Raw genomic sequence first — 20,992 nt, 5'->3', positions numbered from 1 at the left:
CGTATTATCTCTGCGCTTTATTTTTAAATGCTGTGGCTGGATATTAATTACCCATCTTTTCCATTTCTTCTTCGAAAGTTTTCTTAAACTTTTCGTAGTCGTAGTCAATTTTCAGCCGATCATCTTTTGACAATCTTTCGTTATATGCAGTTACCAGTTTATCTGCAGAAAGCTCAATAGCGATGTATGATTTATAACGTCCTTCGCTTGTTCTGGTATTTTTTTCGCAGATTACTTTTGTGCCTGATAGTTCCTGGTTTACAACCTCTCTTCCCAGGCTCTCAAAACGTTCTTCCAACTCTTCTTTATTATTGAATTCACGCGAATTCACATAATTATCAGTAACGGCTTTTACGGTTGTTTGAATAGCAGCTGCTAATTCAGCCCTGGCATTGCTCAATGATTTTTTCTTCGCGGTTACCTGGTCAGAACTTTCACCAATAGAATTAGCTCTAAATGCTTTATTGCTGGTAAAAAATTCACTCCCTGAACAAGGGATAACGACTTCAACTTCATCCGGAGGAGTAGGCTGGTCTGCTACCTTAGAGCTTTTACAGCCATAAGTCATTGCCACTACCATAGCGGCCATAACAAAGTACATTGTATTTCTATTCATAGTCTAAAAATTAAGTTCAACAATTTATTATTTAATATAAGTTTTTGAGAATTTCTGGTGCCAGTTCCTTTTCTATGCGTTCCCGTGCGTCCTGGTAAGCCTTTAGTCCCGCTTTTTCATAACTTAACTGGATGCCTTTTAAGTCGTAAATGGCGTCAGCGTAAAGTTCTTTGTTTGTATTATTATCTATAATGTTCACGTCTACATCCAGAAATGTGGTGAATAACCCTGAAAGCTCTGATCCTTTCCGTGTATCTGATGATATCTTTATGATCAGATCAGCTTCTGCTTTATTCTCTGCAAATACAATGCCTTTTTGACTTAGTGCTCCCACCAACATACCGTTGATCACCGTTCTATTCAGAGTTTTACCTAAATTGTTTTCGTCGGATTCTATGAACATAGTAAGAGTTTTGGCTTCTATCAAAATTTCTTTCTTTGGTGCCGGAAGCTTGTCTATAATGGCTTCTATTAACTTGGATCTGGTAGAGTTGAGTTTCCTCAGGTTAGCTTCAATGTGTAATGATTTACTTTCCGTTACCATCTCACGTTGAGCAATGAGAAAATGTCCTTTCGTATCTGTTGTTTTTCGTAAACCATTCCTGCCAGATACGGCCCCGGTGACAATGGCTGGAAAGCCAGTCACCTTATTATCATCGTTAAATCGTGCTTCTATGGTTAAATTTTCAGAGTTTTCCGATCGCTGACGTACTGTGACTTTATCCGGACCATGAAACCGGATACCGTTCAGTGTATTTTTCAGGCCGCTGTAAGCCTCATTGGCCAATAATATGGACTGGCCCTTATACGTAATAGTCGTATTTTCACCCAGGTAATTTTCTATTGCAGCTAAGGTTTGAGTAAAATAAGAGATAGCCAATGTGTAATTTTTATTATCCAGACTGGTGAGGGCCTTATCATAAAAATCCAACCCTTTTTCTAGCGCTGTATTTTTCTTTTCATCAATTCGACGCTGATGTTCGGCTTTAGATAACCTGTAAAAGGTCCAGTACATCTGACCGTCCTGCCAGCTGTCCACCAGTTCATGACCTTCCACCAACTGGTTTACCTCTGCCTTAATAGCGTTTTGATATTCTTCTCTAAACCGGTCGCCAATATCCAGTTGATACAGTAATGATGTGGAGGAAATATTTACACTTATTTCAGCAGACAGATCATCCAATGCTTCATTTCTGGCAGTTTGTTGATAATCTGGATCACTCATGGAAGCATTACCTATACCCTGGTAGTATGAGCTGGATTGAGGCTTTTGCAATAACCAGCTTGGTTTAGACTTACTTACCGGCCTGTCAGGCTCAGAAGGCGTATCCGTTTTTTGGGGCGGTGAGGTTTTACAGGCTACCGTTAAAAATACGCCCACTACTATGTAAAGGAGAGATCGGATCATTTGCTTAGTATTTTTCAACCAAAAATGCGTTTAAAGACCCTGCCAGTTTGGTGGCCACTTCATTTTGAATGCGAAAGTCCAGGTCCTCCTGTGAAGCAACCTCTCGTTTGGCGCTGAAAAGCTCAAGAAAATCAGCCCTTTCCTTACCTGTTTTGTAAACCAGGTCACCTTTAGCAGGAAATAATTTGTTATAATCCCCCCGGTAAGTTGCATAGATCATTTCATCATTAATCTCTTCATGTATTACGTCAGCCGCAAGTACTTCAGACGTTTCTGAGGAGATTAACTGATACTGTACAGACACCTGCATAGTGCTGACTTGTGAAAATTCGTTGTATTTCACAGGCCTGAAATTGGAGTTGCTGCTGTAAATAGATCCACCACTATAGGCTACTTTCTCATTTCTTATCATTTGCCCCGGAGAGTAATTGTAGTTGACCACTTTAGTAATAAGTACAGATTTAGCTCCAATGATTTGCCCTACACGTGCAGCGGTTTTTTCATTGACAAAACCAGTAAGCCCCAGCTTTTGTTCTTCTATGATCTGATCCAGGTTTTCCCTATCTACCAACTTAATAAACGGACTTTTTAACTTACTTATCTGTGCGACGATGTTTGACCTGAGTTTCCATTCGGATTTGTGAAAATTAGTCTGAGCAGGTAGTACTGACATACTGATGCTCAGCTCATCAATGATATTTTGCTGATAGCTCTTGGCGCTGTTATAGTTCGGATCGTTGGATTTGATATGTTGAAATTCTTTCCAGGCCTGGCCATAGTTTTGTTTTTCGTATGCATCTATACCTCGCCGGTAGTAAGGCTCTGTGGAAGTGGCGTCTCTTCGATCAATAACATCTTTGTATTCAGGGTCAATAGAGAGTATTTTTGAATACAAACTCTTGGCCTTGTCAAAGTGGCCGTCTTCAAAAGCGGTGATCGCTTCGTTATACCATCCGTCCAGAAGATTTTCCTTATCCTCATTATAGTCTTTTTCATAATAATCCGGAATGTTCAGTTCTACCCTGAAGTAGCTGATCCTTTCCTGGTAGAAACGTGCATCCTCATAATATTTAATAGCCTTTTGAAGCTCTCCTTTGTTTCTTGCCTGGAAGTAGTCACTCAACATATCATCCAGTACTTTCTGAGATGTACGCCGGAGACCTTCCCGACTGTCCAGGTTGGTATTATTACGATAGAGCGCGTCCATATATTTTTCAGAAGCATCCTGATACAGACCTGACGCTTCTAATTTACGCGCCGCTTTAAGTATTTTCTTTTGCGCCACACATGAAACATTTATGGTAACGCAGCAAATGAAAATTAAAAATAGCCTCATGATAGTAGACAATGATTTTTGTTCTTTGGAGTACATCTAACAAAAGCTGTTCCAATCTAAGTTTTAAAATGAATAATGCCAAGCTGTAGCCACCAATGCAAGTGATAAAACAACTCTACATAATACCTACAACAGTATTAAATAGGTAATGATCATTATTGTTTATTTTATTGATGATCAATTATTTATAAGGATAATGAATTTCTATCCATTTACTCAACTATTCGGCGATAAGAAACCCATGCAATTATCAGTTATTATAACATATTATTTACCATAATAAATTATATATCTTATTTGTAACCATATCGAATATCCATAGTATCCAGATCAAAATAAAATAAAGTCTTAGAGTGACAGTAACTGATGAAGCACTCATGCAACAAGTGAAGCATGGTGATCTTAGAAAGGCGAGTGACCTGTTTGACAGGTATAATAAAGCGTTATACAATTTCTTTGTGAAGATCATGTTTGATCGTGACCTTGGACATGACCTGACCCAAAATGTGTTTTTAAGAATGATGAAATATCGTAAGACATACAGGGGGGATAAACCATTTAAAGCGTGGCTATATCAGATAGCCCGGAATGTATATGCAGATCACTTCAGAAAAAATAAAATAAAGTATGCTGATCTGACAGATGTAGAACAGGTTAATGACCATTTGATGTCCGTAGATGAAAAACTGGTGAATGATGAGCGTGAAAAACTATTGTATATTTCTTTATACCGTCTTAACACAGAACAACGAGAAATTTTGATCCTGACACGGTTCCAGGAGATGAAGTATGAGGAGGTATCGCAAATTCTTGATATCAGCGTGGCAAATGTAAAAGTGCGAGTACATCGGGCCATGCATAAATTAAAAGAAGCCTACCTACAATTAGAAAATATTTGAGTCATGGAAGATAAACACAAAAGCTTACTCATAGAGTACATAGCAGGTAACCTTGACAATGAGCAGATGGCCGATCTGGAGCGTCTGTTGGCTGAAGATCCTGAGATTTTAAGGGAGTATGAAGCGCTTAAAAAACTCACTGCACTCATGGCAGAAGATGTAGAGCTTGAACCTGACAGCACTTTACGTGAAGACTTTCTACTTGAAATTGAGCGGGAGTTGGACGAAATAGAAAGTAATTCTACCGGGCAGGTTAAAACAATCCGTTTCCCTTTACCATGGAAGATTGCAGCATCGGTGGCTGTTATTGCTATTAGCTTCTTTGCCGGAAAATGGGTGTGGCAACCTGATGAAGACCAGGTCGGGCTGGCCGGGTTAAAAGAAGAGATACGGTTGAATCGTGAGTTGGTCTTATCCTCGTTACGCGATGAACATTCCGCCAGCCGCCGGTTGAACGGTGCGGTCTCTTATACAGCAGGTAGCCCGGATATGGAGATTATAAACACTCTGATTCATGTTATGAATGAAGATGACAATGTTAATGTAAGGCTTGCTGCAGTTCAGGCGTTGGCCCGGTTTGCGGAGCAACCCGTAGTGACTGCAGCGCTGCTTTCAGCGCTGCAAGTTCAATCTGAAGCAGTGGTTCAGATCTCTTTGATCAATTTAATGGTTGATTTACATGAAAAACGTGCTGTGGGTGAGTTACAGAAAATCATTGACAATGATACTGCATTACAAGTAGTAAGAGATGAGGCGCACATGGCGGTATTCAAATTAATCTAGAAACAACTCAAAATAATTAGGTATAAAATCGAGAAAAATGAAAAATCAAATTAAAACATTAGTTACGCTACTATTGCTCAACTTATATGTAGTGCAAGTGTGGTCACAGGATAAGTTCTCAATCAGCAGTGGGACAGTTGAATTTAATGAGATCATGGCAATATCTGTAGAGGGGTATGATGGTAATGAAGTGGTATTTGGCGTGGATGGAGGATACAAAGTTCCGGATCGGGCCAAAGGATTAAAACCGGTAAACGGACTTGGTTTGTCCGATAATACAGGGGTTGGTCTGGCTGTGAAAAAGGAGGCAAATGACTACTATGTGATATATCAGGTATCCCGTAATACGGATACGAGATATAAGGTAAAGGTTCCCAAGGGAGTTAAAGTAAAATATGTCAATTCATCCATCCATGGTAAGAGCTTTAAAGCTTTTAACATTCCTACTGAAATTGAAGCTAAGAGTCACGGAGGTGATATTTATTTATCAGGGATCACGGGCCCTTTGACGGTCAGCTCTGTTCATGGTAATATTGATGTTATTTTTAATTCATTAACTAATAAATTGCCAAGTTCAGTGGCCTCTGTACATGGGGAGGTGGATATAACCGTTCCAGCGGCTACAAATGCTGACCTTTCTATTCATACGAACTGGGGGGATGTATATTCTGACCTTGAGATCAAAGTGGATAACCCGGAGCAAATGAAAGCATACTCGGCAAAAAAGATAAGAGGTAAACTGGGGAGTGGTGGTGCCGCGCTGGAGGTATCTTCAACACATGGCAATGTCTATTTGCGAAAGAAATAATAAGTGAGGTTTTATTGAGCATTACTTAAACCCTACAGAAATGAAGAGTATTTTCTTTGTATTGTTTCTTGGTCCTGTAAGTTTATTGTATGGTCAAACCAGGATTGAACAGTCGTTTGACGCTACTTCCGTTGATAAGATAAAGCTGGATTTTCATTGGCCGGAACTTATAAAAATCAGTAGATGGAATGGCAGCACTGTGAAGATCTCAGGTAGTGTTCTGATCAATAATGGTGAAAATGATCAGGCATTCAAGTTACGATCATCTCAGAAAGAGGGAATACTTTATGTGGATTCGGAAATTGAGAACATCGACGAAATTCCCAACCGTATTTCTATAAAAGCCGGAGGTACTACGCATTATTTCAATACAGATGACCGTAATGATCCGGCTGTACGTCAATTTATGAGAGACCTTGGCGGAAAAAGTTATCAATACATGTCTATTGGTGTTATCAAGGAAATAGAATTACAAGTGTGGGTGCCGGAAAACAAATTTTTAGAAGTGAATGCCAGGCATGGTTTGCTTGAGATCGTAAATCCCGGAGCTTCCCTGGAAGCTCACGCCAAACATGGAGGTATTGATATCACATTGCCAAATGATATTCGGCAGATTGAGGCAAAAACTAAATATGGTCAGATCTATTCTAACCTTCCTTATGTACTGAAAAGCGATGAAGGAAAAATAACACCTCCTAATAAATGGATGGTCGTGAAATCAGATAAAAACGATGGACCGTCCTCACTAATCCTCGTTTCCAAGCATGGGGATATCTTTTTGCGGAAGAAAGGAACAAATTAACTATTTGTTCCTTTTCAATAATTCTTCTGCTTCTTCCAGAGAATTATTCATTTGATCTTTCACTTTAGAGATGAGCACTTTTTGCTCTTCATAATACGCCATGATGGTCTGATGGTCTGATGTACTGTCTTTTGGATGGAAATTGCGCATCCAACCCATCATGGCTTCATCTGCTTCACTTAATGCTCCCAGCGCCTCTGTGATTTTTTCAACCATTTCCCCCTCTATGTCATGTTCTTTTAATGAATCTAGTTTCTCCTGTAGTTTCCCCTTAGCATTCATTATGTTATCCATTTTAGGCATAACCTCATCGTGTATTTCTATGACCTTATCATAGAGGGCTACTTCTTCTGTCTTGTTTTGATCGTTAATTTCCCCTCCTGATCCATTGGAAGTGGTGTCAGAAGTTGAATTGCCGCAAGCGGATAAAACAAATAGAAAGCCAGATAAAATTGACAAGTGAACTATAGGTGCTTTTTTCATTTCTGTCTTTTGTGATTTGACCAAATTTAGATAGAAAAATGAGCATCAACAAATGACTTTGATCATCGTAGTACTGCCCCTTAATCCATATTCATGCGTTTGAAATAAAAGCTATAAAACCTGTAACTTATTGAAGAATCAATCTTCTGTTTGCCGTTGAGTCTGTTATATTTTTAGTATAATAATTTGCTGAATTATAATAAGTTAACTACCTTTCCTTAATTCAAACTAAAGGTCTTCAGGCTTTTAGTATTTTTTAAACTTTTAGAATATTATTTTTTAACCTCTGTAGTTATGATACCTCTTACTGTGATCCGGAGGTGGGCATTACTATCCTGCTTTATTATAATGGTGTCGTTAGGCGCTGTGTGTCAGTCTATTGCCATGGATTCTGGGCCTTGGGAATCAAAAAATTATGTCGTTATGGGAGCGTTTAGCTACCAAAAGAATGCGCAGCGGTTTACCTCTTTTCTTGAGCAAAAGGAGTTTCACGCCAGCTATAAGCTTAACCCTTCCAGGCAACTATTTTATGTCTACGTCTACACCTCCTCTCAAAAAGATGATGCCCTGGAAGAGGTAGCCAGAATACGTAGTTTATATCCCGAATTCAAAGATGTCTGGATCTATCAGGGAACATTCGACCGATTGGGACAGCAGAAGGCCCCAAGTAATGAAATAGATAACGTGCCGGAAAGGAAGCCCGAAAACCCAGGGAACATTAGAGTTTCAGGGCAAGGGCCTGGTTCGGTCAAACCATCTGGGTATAGGGATAACGAAGTGGGAAATACAACCTCTCCTTCTAATATATCAAGTCAGGACATTACCGAAAGGGTATCAGGACCTGTAAAACCATTGGTTAAAAAAGAAGGGACACATTATTTTTATTTTAATGTGCTGAACGCTAAAAATTACAAGGAAGTAAAAGGCAGAGTGAAAGTGATAGACCCTGTCAGAGCAAAGGAACTTTTGACAGCCCAGTCACATGAAATAGTGGAGATTCGCGAACCTAACAATGGAACGAATACCGTTAAAGTGTCTTCAGATATTTTTGGCTTTAAGGAAGTTCAGCATATCGTAGATCTCGGTAATCCGGTGAATGATTCCACGTCTTCCTATATAAATGTCCACGGGGATTCAATTGTGGTGGATTTTGAATTGGAACGTTACAGAAAAGGCGATGTAATTGTAATGTATAATGTTTATTTCTTCAGAGATGCTGCCATTATGAAACCTGAATCAGTTTACGAACTGAATAGTTTATTGGATATGCTCAATGAAAATGAAAAGTTTAAAGTTCGCATACACGGCCATACCAATGGTAAATCAACAGGAAAGATCTTACATCTGGATGAGGAGGACAAAAACTTTTTCAGCCTGAATGGAAAACACAAGGAGGATTTCGGAAGTGCAAAAAAATTGTCGTTATTCAGGGCTTATACAATACAACATTGGTTAATAGACCAGGGAATAGCACGAGAAAGAATGGAAATAAAGGGATGGGGAGGAAAACAGATGTTGTATGATAAGCACCATAATCAAGCTGACAGGAACGTAAGAGTGGAAATAGAAATAACCGCAGATTGAGATGAAAACCTTTATTTCTTGCCTAAAAAAGACCCTTGCCATTGTTTGCATAACACTGAATTCAGGATTCATCAGTGGCATTCAGGCGCAATCATTGAAGGATTATTATAGCTATCTGGTGATAGGCGCTTTTGAATTTGAAGAAAATGCCAGGTCATTTGCCGCTTACCACAAAAGCGAAGGGCTTAATACTGATATCAAGAAAAACGACTTCAACAATCTTTATTACGTTTTCTCCTTCAAATCAAAAGATCCTGAGGAGACACGAAGCGAAGTTTTCCGAATACGAGAGAAATATAATAAGTTGTCCGATGCCTGGCTTTACAATGGCAACTTTAACTCTTCACACATGGCATCTGCTGATTTTATTGAATTTGTCAGTCCTCCTAAACTGGCAGTTGCTGAAAATGTGGATAACGGCGGCGGTGCATCTATCGAGGAGAGCCGGGAAGAAATAATGAAAGAGCAGGTAGTAGAGAAGCCCAAACCTACACCCAGGGCAATGGAAGAAGGTGTGATGCCGTTTTATCTGAATACAGTCAACGCCAGCAATTCTCAACCTATTAATGGTGATATTGAATTTATCGATGCAGAAAGAAATAAGCTGATAACTACTTATAAAGCACATGAAAGTATAGGTGTCAAAAAGCCCAATAACGGTACTAACAGGGTAACATTGATCACTAAAATATTTGGATTTAAAAACACTGAAATTACCATAGATCTGGATGAATTAGGGGAGGAGAGTGAAGGTAATGTTGTTCAGAATGGTGATAGTACTATCGTTAATTTCAACCTGATAAAATATTCAAAAGGTGATTTTGCTACATTATGGCGCGTTTACTTTTTTATTGATGCAGCCATCATGAAAGAAGAATCTATTTATCAGCTCAATCAGCTGCTTAACATGATGAAAGACAATCCCACCATGAAAATCAGAATCCATGGGCATACTAACGGAAATTCACATGGCGAAGTGATGCATTTGGATATTGATGATAAAAATTTCTTCTCGTTAAATGGTACCCATAAAAAGGCTACAGCAAGCGCCAAAAAGCTATCTCTTTATCGGGCATATACTATCCAGCACTGGTTGATCGATCAGGGTATTGCCGAAGAGCGAATGGAAATTCAGGGTTGGGGCGGCAAGAAAATGCTTTATGATAAGCACAGCAGCCAGGCGGATAAAAATGTGCGCGTGGAAATTGAGATCTTAGAAGAGTAGTAATTTATTCTTTCATGTCGGTAACTTTATGATAAAGGTTTGATCAATTAGATCTAAATATTAAGTGGAACTTAAAGATATATTTCATTTATTGTGCATTGATTTTTGGTGAGAAACAATGAAGCGAAGCATGATGACACATAAAAAAATTTCCATATCACTTATTGTTCTATTTTTTGCTTTTAGTGGATTTAATAGTGCGCATTTAATAAATAAGCCAGATAATGACCCTTTTCTTACTACAGGTTATTACGTGGTGATTGGTGCATATGCCAAAACAAAAGAGTATTACGCCAAACGCTATGCAGATCAAATTCGTCAAAAGGGCTATGAAGCTCATTACGGATTCAGTCAGAAAAGAAACTATTTTTTTGTCTATTTATTCTATACGGAAAACTACCGTGCCTCCATTAACAAGATGCGTGAAGTTCGGGGTATTAATGAGTTTGATGAGGCGTGGGTCTATGTGTCATTAGACGTACCCGAAGAAATACCTGCTCCGTCTGTGGATGAACCAGATAAAGAAATTGTCAGTACTTCTGAAAGTGTAACATCTGAAAAAGTAGTAATAGCCGAAGAGGTAGCGATAGAAAAGAGTGTAGAAGAGTCAAAGACGAAAGAAGAGCAAGTTTCCACGGAGATGCTTCCGATGAAAGAAGGTAATTCACCGGGAGAGACAGCGCAAAATGAAGTAACGCCTGCTGAGGTTGAAGGGGCAATAGAAGATTTTAAACTCACTACTTTGGCGGACGCCACGGTTTTTTTTAACCTTTATAATGCACAAACTAAAAATGACGTAACAGGCGAGATACAGGTCATTGACGCGGAGCGGTCTAAGCTGATCAAGGTGGTGCCGGGAGGTGACTATATCAAATTGTCAGACCCTAAAAATGGTACCGGCAAACTCACATTGATCTGTGATGTATTTGGCTATCGAAAAGTCCAGAAGGACATTAACTATTATGACCCTTCATTGCATATGGATGAAGAAGACATTGATATTCTTGCAGATATTTATGTTGTAAACTTTGAATTACCCAGGTACCATGCAGGGGATGTTGTGACCATGTACAATGTATACTTTTACAAAGATGCAGCGCTTATGAGGCCGGAGTCAAAATATGAGATCGGAAACCTCCAGGCCATGCTGGATGAAAATGAGGATTACCGTATCAGAATACATGGACATGTAAATGGCAGGCACCCTGGGAAAATTATTTCACGAGGAGAGAGTTCCAACTTTTTTGCCCTGGATGAGTCAAATCGCGAAGGTTTTGGAAGTGCTAAAGAGCTTTCCAGGCAAAGGGCCGAGATTATCAGAGATTATCTTGATGATCAGGGGATCGAGGCATCCCGGATGGAGATCAAAGCGTGGGGGGGTAAGCGTATGCTTCACGATAAGCACAGCGCCAGCGCTAAAAGAAATGTAAGGGTAGAAATAGAGATCCTGGAAGAATAAGCAGGAAGTAGTCTTGTTATTCTGATTAACGGAGATAAACGGAGACCCTTTTCTTACACCTGACGTTTAATTTCCACTATTAAGTGAAATTTCTGCGCTTCACATCCTTAATATTCAATATATTAGGGAGTAATCCTGTCAAATAGATCATGAAAAAAATTATACTCACTTTAAGTCTTTATATATTCTGCACTCACATGATTGCCTTTTCCACACATGGTTATTATCAATCAGATAAAGAAATGGCAACAGGATACTATGTAGTAATAGGTGCTTACGCTCAAAGTCAAGAAAGCTATGCCATTCGATATGCTCAAAAGGTGAGTGAGAGCGGATTATCTGCGAGCTATGGATTCAATTCAAAAAAGGGACTCTATTTTGTTTTTTTAGATTTTTTGGATGACTTTGATACCGCTGTTGATAAAATGCGGCAGACACGCAAGAATGAACAGTTTGGTGATGCATGGGTATTTGTTTGTAAAAATGACCAAAATATTTCCGGACTTCAAAATGCCGAAGGCCAGGTTGCCGAACCAGGCTCAAAGACTGATCCAACCGTTAGCCCGGATGGAAAAAATGAAAAGAAGGAACCTGAGGCTGAACAGAGTGAGGTAGAGAAAGTACAACCGGGTCAACGTTTGCAGGAGACTGAAGAAGGGTCTTCCGCTCAAATGCCTCAACAGAACCCTGTTCCAGGTGAGGGAACAACGGATGAAAACATGCCTGAAGAAAAAATAGCTGAAGAAGAGGAAGGGTTAAAAGACTTGTCCGGTGTCAAGGTTATTATAAACTTGGTCAATGCAAGAAATGACAAGCCAGTGGAAGGGCCTGTAGAGATCATAGACACTGAGCGTGCAAAATTCATGAATTCTGTCAATAGTGGAGAGCTGGTAACACTTAAAGATCCCGATAATGGTACTGGAAAGATTTCCCTGGTGTGCAATATTTTTGGTTTCCGAAAGCAGCAGCAAGAGATAAATTACCTCGATCCGTTGAAGGATACATCAGGTTTTGTTGACTATTCCGAAGGTGAATACAAAATTAACATGGAACTCGTTCGCTATCATGTTGGAGATATTGTTGTGATGTATAACGTCTCCTTTTTTAAGGACGCAGCCTTAATGAGGCCAGAATCAAAGTATGAAATGAACAGCTTACTAGAGATGCTACAGGAGAATCCCAATTTATGCATACGAATCCACGGTCATGTGAATGGTAAGCAGTCCGGCAAGATCATCAGTAAGGATGAGGCAAAAGAATATTTCGCCTTATCTGATAAAAATCAAGAGGGGTATGGCAGCGCCAAAGAGCTTTCAAAGCAACGTGCTGAACTTATTAAAGCATTTTTGATGGAAAATGGTATCCAGGAAAACAGGATGGTGGTAAAAGCCTGGGGGGGTAAGAGAATGATCTATGACAAACTCAGTACTAAAGCGGATGAAAACGTCAGGGTAGAGATAGAGATATTATGTGAATAGCCTGATTTCTTCCGGTCAATGAGGCTTCCTGTGCCAATGACCGTTAATGATACAAAACCTCGTTTCATTAAGCGTCTATGCTAACGAATTATGTATTCGGCGTAATAACTTTAACAGGGGAATACGTTGAAAGCAAAATCGTTCTTCTGCCTGGATGGTATTATATTTTGCGGCGTTACGTCGCTTCGAAAAATTCATAGTATGAGTAAAACGATACTGATTACCGGGTCTTCGTCAGGCATTGGTCGTGCTGTTGCCATGTACTTTCAGTTAAGAGGTTGGAATGTGTCCGCTACTATGCGTCAACCGGATAAAGAAAATGAATTGGAAAAATTAGACGGTGTCAGACTTTTTCCATTGGACGTATTGGATGAAAATTCAATTCATAAAGCGATTGAAGGTACTATCCAACATTTTGGAAGTATTGATGTCATTGTAAATAATGCTGGTTATGGACTGGTAGGCCCTTTCGAGGCTTCTACGCATGATCAGGTTAAAAAACAATTTGATACGAATGTATTTGGAGTGATGAATGTCTGTCGGGGTATACTACCTTATTTCAGAGCAAAAAAAGCTGGTACCATCATTAATATTGCTTCCGTAGGCGGGCGTATTACTTTTCCACTTTATAGCCTGTATCATGGAACAAAGTGGGCCGTAGAGGGCTTTTCTGAATCGTTACATTATGAGATTAAACCATTTGGCATCAAAGTGAGAATTATAGAACCGGGGGCTATTAAAACTGATTTTTACCAACGATCTATGGACGTAGTACATAGAGACGAACTTACCGCGTATGATCAGTATGTGGATAAGACCTTTAACAATATACAGGATATAGGCAACACAGCTGCCGGTCCTGAAGTTGTAGCCAAAAAAATCTTTAAGGCCGCCACAGACAGGGGGTGGAGATTGCGGTATGCCGTTGGAGGTGGCGCACCGGCTTTATTATTTATGCGACGTATACTGCCAAATAGCTGGTTTTTTGCTGCTGTCCGGATGGTGGCGGAGAAAGCAAGGAAATAATACCTCGGCAGTATTAGATACTAGTACGTCATTTAACGAAACATAAGTGCCGTCATAACGTGAGTAGTACAAATGTGTTTTCTCAATTTTCACCTCCGCATTGTCGTCATTATTTACTTCCTGATACTTCTGTTCAACCCGGATCATGGAATAAGGTTCGTTATGAAAGTTCAAAATGCTTGATATTGAAGTAATTTGGGCTTGGAGTAGAATGTCAATGTATGACCCGGGTTAAAATAACTTATGTCTGTTATCCATCGTTCATGGTCTTATTATCAAAAGTCCTTCACTGGCTTTTCAACAGAAATATGGTGGCTTTCGCTCGTTACTCTTATCAACAGGGCTGGCGCTATGGTGATCCCATTTCTTTCTTTATACCTGACCTCAGACCGTGGTTTTTCATTAGAAGATGTAGGCTGGGTAATGACCAGTTTTGGTGCAGGTTCTATTGCCGGGGCCTGGATCGGAGGTCAACTTAGTGACCGTGTAGGTTTTTATAAGATCATGGTATGGAGCCTTGTTTCATCAGGGGTCCTGCTGGTGTTACTCAGTTTCATAGAAAGTTATTGGGGTATAATAGCCGGTGTTTTTTTCTTTATGCTTACAAGTGATGCTTTTAGGCCTGCAGTCTACGTTGCCATTACTGCGTATAGTAAACCCGGTAACCGGACCAGGGCTGTGACACTTATAAGGCTGGCGATTAACCTTGGGTTTTCGGTAGGCCCGGCACTGGGAGGTTTGATCATCTCCACCATAGGTTACAACTTACTATTTTGGGTAGATGGCATCACCTGTGTGATAGCTGGCTTGCTGATCACCATGCTTTTAAACCCAAAAAGTCAACCCGTTAAGGCAGTCAAAGAAGAAACAACTAAGCAGTTAGCCCCCTATAAAGACTATGACTATCTTATTTTTCTGACAGCTCTTTTTGTATTTGCTACCATGTTCTTTCAATACTTTTCGTTGATGCCTGTTTTCTATAAACAAGACCGCGGATTAACGGAGGGCGAAATAGGACTGTTAATGGCATTATCGGGGTTACTTATCTTTATTTTTGAGATGCCTTTGATCTATGCCCTGGATCACCGGGAACGTTTTTCACGTTTCATGATCTTATTTTTTTCAGCAGTATTATTAGGTTTTGGGTTTTTGATAGTAAACTTTTCCGGTTGGGGTGGGTATTTGGTGATAGGCCTCATATTAGCTACCATAGCGGAAATGCTCTGCTTCCCTTTTGCCAACACTGTGGCAATGGAACGTGGCTCCCGAGGTAGCACAGGTATGTACATGGCTTACTTTCAGATTGCTTTTTCAATGGCACATTTGGTAGGGCATAATCTTGGTATGCAACTGTCCGATAACTATGGCTACGCCGTGGTTATGTACCTTTTCACGGGGGGAGCACTCCTGTCAGGTTTACTCTTTTGGCTGGTGAAAGGCAAGCTGCTGTAAGCAATTATCGGGGCCATTCATCACATCTCTGTTTTTTTGATGCTATGGCATGCTTATATTCAACCTGGACTATTTATAGTCAGTTATAGATCGTAATAAATTTCTATGGCTTAGTCCAGGTTCAACTTGCCAAAAAACCTTATATACTATGAAATTCAGCTTTTACATCCTTTTACTGGTACAGTTACTGGCCATAACTTCTTTTGCACAGATAGAAAAAGCCCCGGAAGTAAAAGAAGGTGAGGGTCCCTGGCCACAACTTATTATCCGTGGTGTAACAGTGATCAAAGGAGATGGTGCACCACCGATAGGCCCTGTTGACGTGGTAGTTGAAAACGATAAGATAGTGGAGGTAAAAGTGGTGGGCTACCCGGGGGTAACTATAGATCCTGATCGCAGGCCTGAACTCATTTCAGGAGGTAAAGAGCTCGACGCTTCCGGTATGTACCTGTTACCAGGATTAATAGATATGCATGGTCACATTGGTGGTACTGCCCAGGGAGTAGATGCTGAATATGTCTTTAAGTTATGGATGGCCCATGGCATTACTACCGTTCGTGACCCTTCGGCAGGAAATGGCCTGGAGTGGGTGTTAGACCAAAAACAAAAGAGTGCTAAAAATAAGATAACAGCACCACGGTTGTTAGCTTATACTGCCTTTGGTCAAGGCAGCACAGAAACCATTAGTTCACCTGAAATGGCACGTGAATGGGTCAGGAATAATGCCAAAAAGGGTGCTGATGGTATCAAATTTTTTGGTGCAGCACCTGATATTATGGCTGCAGCGTTGGATGAGAATAAGAAGTTAGGGCTACGTTCAGCGTGCCATCATGCACAGATGGATGTTGTACGCTGGAATGTACTGAACTCAGCCCGGGCCGGTCTTACTTCCATGGAGCATTGGTACGGACTTCCGGAAGCGCTTTTTACAGACCGGGTGGTGCAACATTACCCTTTGGATTATAACTATAACAATGAACAAGACCGCTTTGGAGAGGCGGGAAGGCTTTGGAAACAAGCCGCACCACCTTTTTCTGACCATTGGAATACGGTAATGGATGAACTGCTGGAACTGGATTTTACACTTGACCCTACGTTCAATATCTATGAAGCCAGCCGCGACCTGATGCGTGCCAGAAGAGCGGAATGGCATGAAGATTATACTATGCCCAGCTTATGGGAGTTTTACCAACCCAGTAAAATATCACATGGCTCTTACTGGCATTATTGGGGCACGGAGCAGGAAGTGGATTGGAAAGAGAACTACCGTCTATGGATGACCTTTATCAATGAATATAAGAACCGTGGAGGCCGGGTAACTGCGGGATCAGACTCGGGGTTTATCTTCCAACTTTATGGTTTTGCCTACATCCGGGAACTGGAGCTATTACGTGAAGCCGGATTCCATCCTCTGGAAGTTATTAAATCAGCTACACTTAACGGAGCAGAAGCATTAGGCATGGACGATCAGATCGGTACCATAGAAGTAGGAAAGCTGGCTGATTTTGCCATTGTGGAAGAAAATCCTTTGCAGAACCTAAAATCATTGTACGGAACAGGGGCCATTAAACTTACTGAAGAAAACGAAGTGGTGCGCGTAGGGGGAGTAAAATATACCATTAAGGATGGTGTGATCTACGATGCTAAGAAGTTATTGAAAGACGTAAAGGAAATGGTCGCAAAGGAAAAAGCCGAGACAGGATATGAGATTGTTCAGCCCGGAATGAACAAGTGAAGTCGGCCACTAACCTATAGGTATAACACCTTCCCCGGTGTACTCTGTTGCTTTAAATTTTTGGATGAATATGTAACCGTCTGTCTGATCAGACATCGCACGTTGAGTATTATGTGTCAAATAGGTGGAGTGCGATTGAGGTGAGTTTTTTAAGGGCCGGAAATAATTTACTCACTATTTTGAGTGTATTACTATCATGATTAACAGCCTTATCTCGCTCTATACCTTCATTATGACAAACCTCATATTTAAAGGAATCAAAAATCAGTTCTGATAGAGCTTTCAGCAATTATGTTCGTGGATAGTTGTATTAGCTACAAATGATTTAAGTAATTGATTTTCAATTACTTTCAAATAAACACATAGTTTATTTGTGATTTTTTGTTACCATTAACCTGTACACATGAATCCAAAACTACTAATATACTCAGCTACAATAGCCCTCTTCCTGTCCAGTCATTTTGTGTATGGCCAGTTAACGTTGGGTACGCAGGTTCGTCCAAGGGCCGAATTTAGAAATGGCTTTAAAACCCTTACCGAAGATAATCGTGATGCTGCTTTTTTCGTTGAGCAACGAAGCCGCTTGTTTGCCAGTTACAAGGTCAGTTCTTTCCAGGTTAAGGTAAACTTACAAGATGTACGTATCTGGGGTTCTACTAATCAGATTTATAAGAATGACCCCACCATGACGAATGTCTATGAAGCGTGGGGGCTTTATAACTATAATCCCAACTGGTCATTTAAGATAGGCCGGATGGACCTGGACTATGATAATGCAAGGTTTCTTGGAGACCTGGACTGGGCCGCCCAGGGAAGGAGCCATGATGCTTTTCTCGTTAAGTTCAAAAATGACAGCAGCAGTTTTCAGTTGGATATTGGGGGTGCTTTTAATCAAACCGGGTTTGAGCCAGCCAAACTTTCCGAAACGTTTTACACAGGTGTCAACAACTACAAAACCATGCAATTTATTTGGTTGCACAAAGAATTCGCCAACGCTAAATTTTCAGCTCTTATCCATAACGACGGACGGCAGGTTCAAGCAGATTCTACAGTAAGTATGCGGCAGACCTATGGGGTATTAGGCTCAGGCACTGTTGGCGGATTGAAAGTGGGAGGTGAGTTTTACTATCAGGGCGGTGAGAATGGCCTGGGCACAGATGTCAGTGCCTTCTTGTTATCTGCTTATGCCACGGTTAAAGCAGGCGCTACTCCGCTTACCCTGGGGTTTGATTATGTATCAGGAACTTCCAGGGAAGATACTAAAGATAAATCTTTCAACCCGCTTTATGGAACGAACCATAAGTTCTACGGCTATATGGATTATTTCTATGTAGGAAGTTTTCATGGCCAGGAAAACAGGGTAACCGGACTACTTGATATACATTTTAAGACCAGGTTTAAAACTGGTCAGAAGAGCTCGTTGGTAGCGAATACCCATGTATTCAGCAGCCCGGTAGATTTGCATGATCCGAATGATGCGACGCAGGCTGAAGGGAAGTACCTGGGAACAGAAGTTGATTTGGTATATAATTTAACACTAGACAAAAATGTGAAACTAAATCTGGGGTATTCCCAGATGTTTGCGGGAGAGTCTATGGAACTGGTGAAGCAAACACCGGGAGATCATAAAGCTCTTAATAATTGGGTGTGGTTCATGATCAATTTCAATCCAACCGTTTTTATCGGGGATAAATGAGAGTAACCGTATCTTGATAGTATGTATTTTATAATTCGTTAGAAAACGTCAAAACTACACTATGGCCTTTTTTCAAAAGTTTATCCCTCCTAAATCCTGGCAACCCATTGTGATAGTATTACTTGGAGCCATGGTAGCATTAATGATTTACATTGCGAAAGTGGCCAACGTAACATCCTATTTGACAGATGATCCGAGAGCTTGTATCAATTGCCATGTTATGACTACCGAATATATAACATGGAATCATAGCTCTCATCGGGAAGTGGCCACTTGTAACGATTGCCATGTTCCTCATGATAATGTATTCAAACAATACGCATTTAAAGCAAAAGATGGGCTTTACCATGCTACAATTTATACACTCAGAACTGAGCCGCAAGCTATTGTAATGCACGAAGCAGGCAGAAAAGCGGTTCAAAGCAATTGTATCCGGTGTCATTTTGATCAGGTGACCGATGCTAAAACGATCTCCTGGGTGGATTCACATTCCAATGACCGACTGGACAGGACCTGTTGGGAGTGCCATAGAGAGACTCCTCATGGAAGGGTTAAAAGCCTTTCCGCGGTAGGTTTTTACCTTGAGCAGCTACCATTAAAGGAGCAGCAGAAACTTTTTATTCCCGAATGGCTACAGGAAGCCACAGACATGAAAAAGAACAAACCATGAAAAGTAAAACTAAAAACTGGCTATTATTCGTATCAACCGTGGCTATTGTCTTATTGCTAAGCATTCTGGCCAACAGTATCATCAGTAGAAAAACAGAAAGTCAATTCGCCTATCAGCCACAAGTGGAGATAAGTGAAAATGAACCAAGAAATGAAGTATGGGGAGAAAATTTTCCTCGTCAATACCAGTCCGCTATGCGGACGAAAGACACGTCATTTGTCAGCTATGCAAACAGTTCTAAACTCCGTGACGTGCTGGAAGAAAACCCGCATTGGGTGGTACTTTGGGGGGGCTATGGTTTCGCTAAGGATTATAATCAACCAAGAGGACATGCTTATGCCATAGAGGATCTTAGAAATTCACTGCGTACAGGTGGTCCGACAGGCCCAGGTACGGGCCCTATGCCTAATACATGTTGGACATGTAAAGGGCCGGATGTGCCTCGTCTTATGAACCAGATGGGTATCGCAGAATTCTATTCAGGTAAATGGGGCGATAAAGGCTCTGAAGTAGTGAATGCGATTGGTTGCGCTGATTGTCACAACCCTGAGACGATGTCACTGCAGATCTCACGACCGGCATTGATCGAAGCTTTTCAGGCCATGGGTAAAGATATAAACGATGCTACTCACCAGGAGATGCGCTCATTAGTATGCGCGCAGTGCCATGTGGAGTATTATTTTAACAAAAACACACCTGGAAAAGAAGGCGTACCTTATCTCACCTTTCCCTGGAAAGACGGGATGAGTGTGGATGAAGTAGAGGCTTATTATGATAACATAGAGTTTGCCGACTGGAAACATGCCATAAGTAAGGCTCCTATGTTAAAAGCACAGCACCCCGGATATGAGATTTACCTCACCGGTGTACATGCTAAAAGAGGGGTTTCTTGTGCAGACTGTCACATGCCTTATAAAACTGAGGGAGGGCAGAAATTTACAGACCACCACATTCGCTCCCCGTTAGCCAATGTGGCTAACTCTTGCCAGGTATGTCACCGACAGGAGAAGGATGATCTGATGAGCGACGTCTTTGAAAGACAATCCAAAATAAAGAAGACACAGGCTGTACTGGAAAAACTTCTCGTAAGGGCACATGTCGAGGCCAAAAAAGCCTGGGACCTTGGAGCTACAGAAGAACAGATGAAGCCTATATTGACTGATATCCGTCACGCCCAATGGCGTTGGGATTATTCCGTGGCCTCTCATGGAGGGTCTTTCCACTCACCCGTAGAAGTAAGCAGGATTGTAACTACTGCTACCAACGCGGCCCAGGAAGCCAGAATAAAGCTGGTAAGACTACTTAATGAGCTTGGTTTTGACGGAGAAGTCCCTTATCCGGATATCTCCACTAAGGCGAAAGCCCAGCAGTATGTAGGATTGGATATGGAAAAACTGGAGCGCGAAAAGCAAGTCTTCAAAGAAAATATCATCCCGAAATGGCTGGAAGAGGCCAAAGCCAGGGAAGCTAAAATGGGAGTAAAAAGTGCTTCACTGAACTAAAGATTACTTCGGGTAACTTTCTGCCCTTCA

At 40.9% G+C, this 20,992-nt stretch carries 18 protein-coding genes; 14 read left to right on the top strand and 4 right to left on the bottom strand.

What is annotated here, in order from left to right; all coding sequences use genetic code 11:
- Positions 1–43: 43 nt before the first annotated feature.
- Genes FNH22_RS16285 through FNH22_RS16275 form a run of 3 tightly spaced genes read right to left on the bottom strand, consistent with a single transcriptional unit; the run spans position 44 to position 3,309 of the window.
- Positions 44–616, bottom strand: coding sequence for a hypothetical protein (locus FNH22_RS16285; protein ID WP_221420294.1), 573 nt, complete (start codon positions 614–616; stop codon positions 44–46).
- A 31-nt stretch (positions 617–647) separates the two neighbouring features.
- Positions 648–2,024: an LPP20 family lipoprotein gene (locus FNH22_RS16280; RefSeq protein WP_143399473.1), complete on the bottom strand. Its 1,377-nt coding sequence runs from the start codon at positions 2,022–2,024 to the stop codon at positions 648–650.
- Between the two features lie 4 nt (positions 2,025–2,028).
- A complete protein-coding gene (locus FNH22_RS16275) occupies positions 2,029–3,309 on the bottom strand; it encodes a CsgG/HfaB family protein (protein ID WP_185154258.1) in 1,281 nt (426 codons plus the stop codon).
- 404 nt (positions 3,310–3,713) lie between these two features.
- Between FNH22_RS16275 and FNH22_RS16270 the strand changes: the two genes are divergently transcribed.
- Genes FNH22_RS16270 through FNH22_RS16255 form a run of 4 tightly spaced genes read left to right on the top strand, consistent with a single transcriptional unit; the run spans position 3,714 to position 6,652 of the window.
- Positions 3,714–4,259 (top strand): RNA polymerase sigma factor, encoded by a 546-nt coding sequence (locus tag FNH22_RS16270; protein ID WP_255518075.1) that lies wholly within the window; start codon positions 3,714–3,716, stop codon positions 4,257–4,259.
- Between the two features lie 3 nt (positions 4,260–4,262).
- Complete coding sequence (locus tag FNH22_RS16265) at positions 4,263–5,042, top strand: HEAT repeat domain-containing protein (RefSeq protein ID WP_143399471.1); 780 nt, start codon at positions 4,263–4,265, stop codon at positions 5,040–5,042.
- A 37-nt stretch (positions 5,043–5,079) separates the two neighbouring features.
- The gene (locus tag FNH22_RS16260) at positions 5,080–5,850 is read left to right on the top strand and encodes a DUF4097 family beta strand repeat-containing protein (protein WP_143399470.1); all 771 of its coding nucleotides are present in this window, start codon (positions 5,080–5,082) and stop codon (positions 5,848–5,850) included.
- A 40-nt stretch (positions 5,851–5,890) separates the two neighbouring features.
- Positions 5,891–6,652, top strand: coding sequence for a hypothetical protein (locus FNH22_RS16255; protein WP_143399469.1), 762 nt, complete (start codon positions 5,891–5,893; stop codon positions 6,650–6,652).
- On the opposite strand, the gene FNH22_RS16250 is transcribed toward FNH22_RS16255, so the two are convergent.
- Positions 6,653–7,135 carry a hypothetical protein gene (locus FNH22_RS16250; RefSeq protein ID WP_143399468.1) on the bottom strand — a complete coding sequence of 161 codons (483 nt, stop codon included), beginning with the start codon at positions 7,133–7,135 and terminating at the stop codon, positions 6,653–6,655.
- Between the two features lie 294 nt (positions 7,136–7,429).
- Here FNH22_RS16250 and FNH22_RS16245 point away from each other — a divergent pair, with 294 nt between their 5' ends.
- The 10 genes from FNH22_RS16245 (at position 7,430) to nrfA (ending at position 20,962) form a co-directional block, all read left to right on the top strand.
- The gene (locus tag FNH22_RS16245; RefSeq protein WP_143399467.1) at positions 7,430–8,719 is read left to right on the top strand and encodes an OmpA family protein; all 1,290 of its coding nucleotides are present in this window, start codon (positions 7,430–7,432) and stop codon (positions 8,717–8,719) included.
- 1 nt (position 8,720) lies between these two features.
- A complete protein-coding gene (locus tag FNH22_RS16240) occupies positions 8,721–9,944 on the top strand; it encodes an OmpA family protein (RefSeq protein WP_143399466.1) in 1,224 nt (407 codons plus the stop codon).
- A 130-nt stretch (positions 9,945–10,074) separates the two neighbouring features.
- Entirely contained in the window at positions 10,075–11,403 is a 1,329-nt protein-coding gene (locus tag FNH22_RS16235; RefSeq protein WP_185154257.1) for an OmpA family protein, read from the top strand.
- A 149-nt stretch (positions 11,404–11,552) separates the two neighbouring features.
- The gene (locus tag FNH22_RS16230) at positions 11,553–12,881 is read left to right on the top strand and encodes an OmpA family protein (RefSeq protein WP_143399464.1); all 1,329 of its coding nucleotides are present in this window, start codon (positions 11,553–11,555) and stop codon (positions 12,879–12,881) included.
- Positions 12,882–13,082: 201 nt separating this feature from the next.
- Positions 13,083–13,907, top strand: coding sequence for an SDR family oxidoreductase (locus FNH22_RS16225; RefSeq protein ID WP_143399463.1), 825 nt, complete (start codon positions 13,083–13,085; stop codon positions 13,905–13,907).
- A gap of 243 nt (positions 13,908–14,150) precedes the next feature.
- Positions 14,151–15,359 (top strand): MFS transporter, encoded by a 1,209-nt coding sequence (locus FNH22_RS16220; protein ID WP_143399462.1) that lies wholly within the window; start codon positions 14,151–14,153, stop codon positions 15,357–15,359.
- A 148-nt stretch (positions 15,360–15,507) separates the two neighbouring features.
- Entirely contained in the window at positions 15,508–17,094 is a 1,587-nt protein-coding gene (locus FNH22_RS16215) for an amidohydrolase family protein (RefSeq protein ID WP_143399461.1), read from the top strand.
- A 403-nt stretch (positions 17,095–17,497) separates the two neighbouring features.
- Positions 17,498–18,790: an alginate export family protein gene (locus FNH22_RS16210; protein WP_143399460.1), complete on the top strand. Its 1,293-nt coding sequence runs from the start codon at positions 17,498–17,500 to the stop codon at positions 18,788–18,790.
- Between the two features lie 61 nt (positions 18,791–18,851).
- A complete protein-coding gene (gene nrfH, locus FNH22_RS16205) occupies positions 18,852–19,460 on the top strand; it encodes a cytochrome c nitrite reductase small subunit (protein WP_143399459.1) in 609 nt (202 codons plus the stop codon).
- Complete coding sequence (gene nrfA, locus FNH22_RS16200; RefSeq protein ID WP_143399458.1) at positions 19,457–20,962, top strand: ammonia-forming cytochrome c nitrite reductase; 1,506 nt, start codon at positions 19,457–19,459, stop codon at positions 20,960–20,962. The genes nrfH and nrfA overlap by 4 nt, the downstream gene beginning before the upstream one ends.
- The last annotated feature ends 30 nt before the right edge of the window (positions 20,963–20,992 follow it).

This window comes from Fulvivirga sp. M361 (assembly GCF_007097395.1).
GTDB lineage: Bacteria > Bacteroidota > Bacteroidia > Cytophagales > Cyclobacteriaceae > Fulvivirga.
The sequence above is the reverse complement of the archived record's forward strand: the minus strand, read 5'-3'. Positions and strand labels throughout refer to the sequence as shown.

Excerpts from the sequence above, each read along its gene's own strand:
- FNH22_RS16285 (WP_221420294.1), bottom strand. The coding sequence starts at position 616 with ATGAATAGAAATACAATGTACTTTGTTATGGCCGCTATGGTAGTGGCA.
- FNH22_RS16280 (WP_143399473.1), bottom strand. The coding sequence starts at position 2,024 with ATGATCCGATCTCTCCTTTACATAGTAGTGGGCGTATTTTTAACGGTA.
- FNH22_RS16265 (WP_143399471.1), top strand. The coding sequence starts at position 4,263 with ATGGAAGATAAACACAAAAGCTTACTCATAGAGTACATAGCAGGTAAC.
- FNH22_RS16260 (WP_143399470.1), top strand. The coding sequence starts at position 5,080 with ATGAAAAATCAAATTAAAACATTAGTTACGCTACTATTGCTCAACTTA.
- FNH22_RS16255 (WP_143399469.1), top strand. The coding sequence starts at position 5,891 with ATGAAGAGTATTTTCTTTGTATTGTTTCTTGGTCCTGTAAGTTTATTG.
- FNH22_RS16250 (WP_143399468.1), bottom strand. The coding sequence starts at position 7,135 with ATGAAAAAAGCACCTATAGTTCACTTGTCAATTTTATCTGGCTTTCTA.
- FNH22_RS16245 (WP_143399467.1), top strand. The coding sequence starts at position 7,430 with ATGATACCTCTTACTGTGATCCGGAGGTGGGCATTACTATCCTGCTTT.
- FNH22_RS16240 (WP_143399466.1), top strand. The coding sequence starts at position 8,721 with ATGAAAACCTTTATTTCTTGCCTAAAAAAGACCCTTGCCATTGTTTGC.
- FNH22_RS16235 (WP_185154257.1), top strand. The coding sequence starts at position 10,075 with ATGATGACACATAAAAAAATTTCCATATCACTTATTGTTCTATTTTTT.
- FNH22_RS16230 (WP_143399464.1), top strand. The coding sequence starts at position 11,553 with ATGAAAAAAATTATACTCACTTTAAGTCTTTATATATTCTGCACTCAC.
- FNH22_RS16225 (WP_143399463.1), top strand. The coding sequence starts at position 13,083 with ATGAGTAAAACGATACTGATTACCGGGTCTTCGTCAGGCATTGGTCGT.
- FNH22_RS16220 (WP_143399462.1), top strand. The coding sequence starts at position 14,151 with ATGTCTGTTATCCATCGTTCATGGTCTTATTATCAAAAGTCCTTCACT.
- FNH22_RS16215 (WP_143399461.1), top strand. The coding sequence starts at position 15,508 with ATGAAATTCAGCTTTTACATCCTTTTACTGGTACAGTTACTGGCCATA.
- FNH22_RS16210 (WP_143399460.1), top strand. The coding sequence starts at position 17,498 with ATGAATCCAAAACTACTAATATACTCAGCTACAATAGCCCTCTTCCTG.
- nrfH (WP_143399459.1), top strand. The coding sequence starts at position 18,852 with ATGGCCTTTTTTCAAAAGTTTATCCCTCCTAAATCCTGGCAACCCATT.
- nrfA (WP_143399458.1), top strand. The coding sequence starts at position 19,457 with ATGAAAAGTAAAACTAAAAACTGGCTATTATTCGTATCAACCGTGGCT.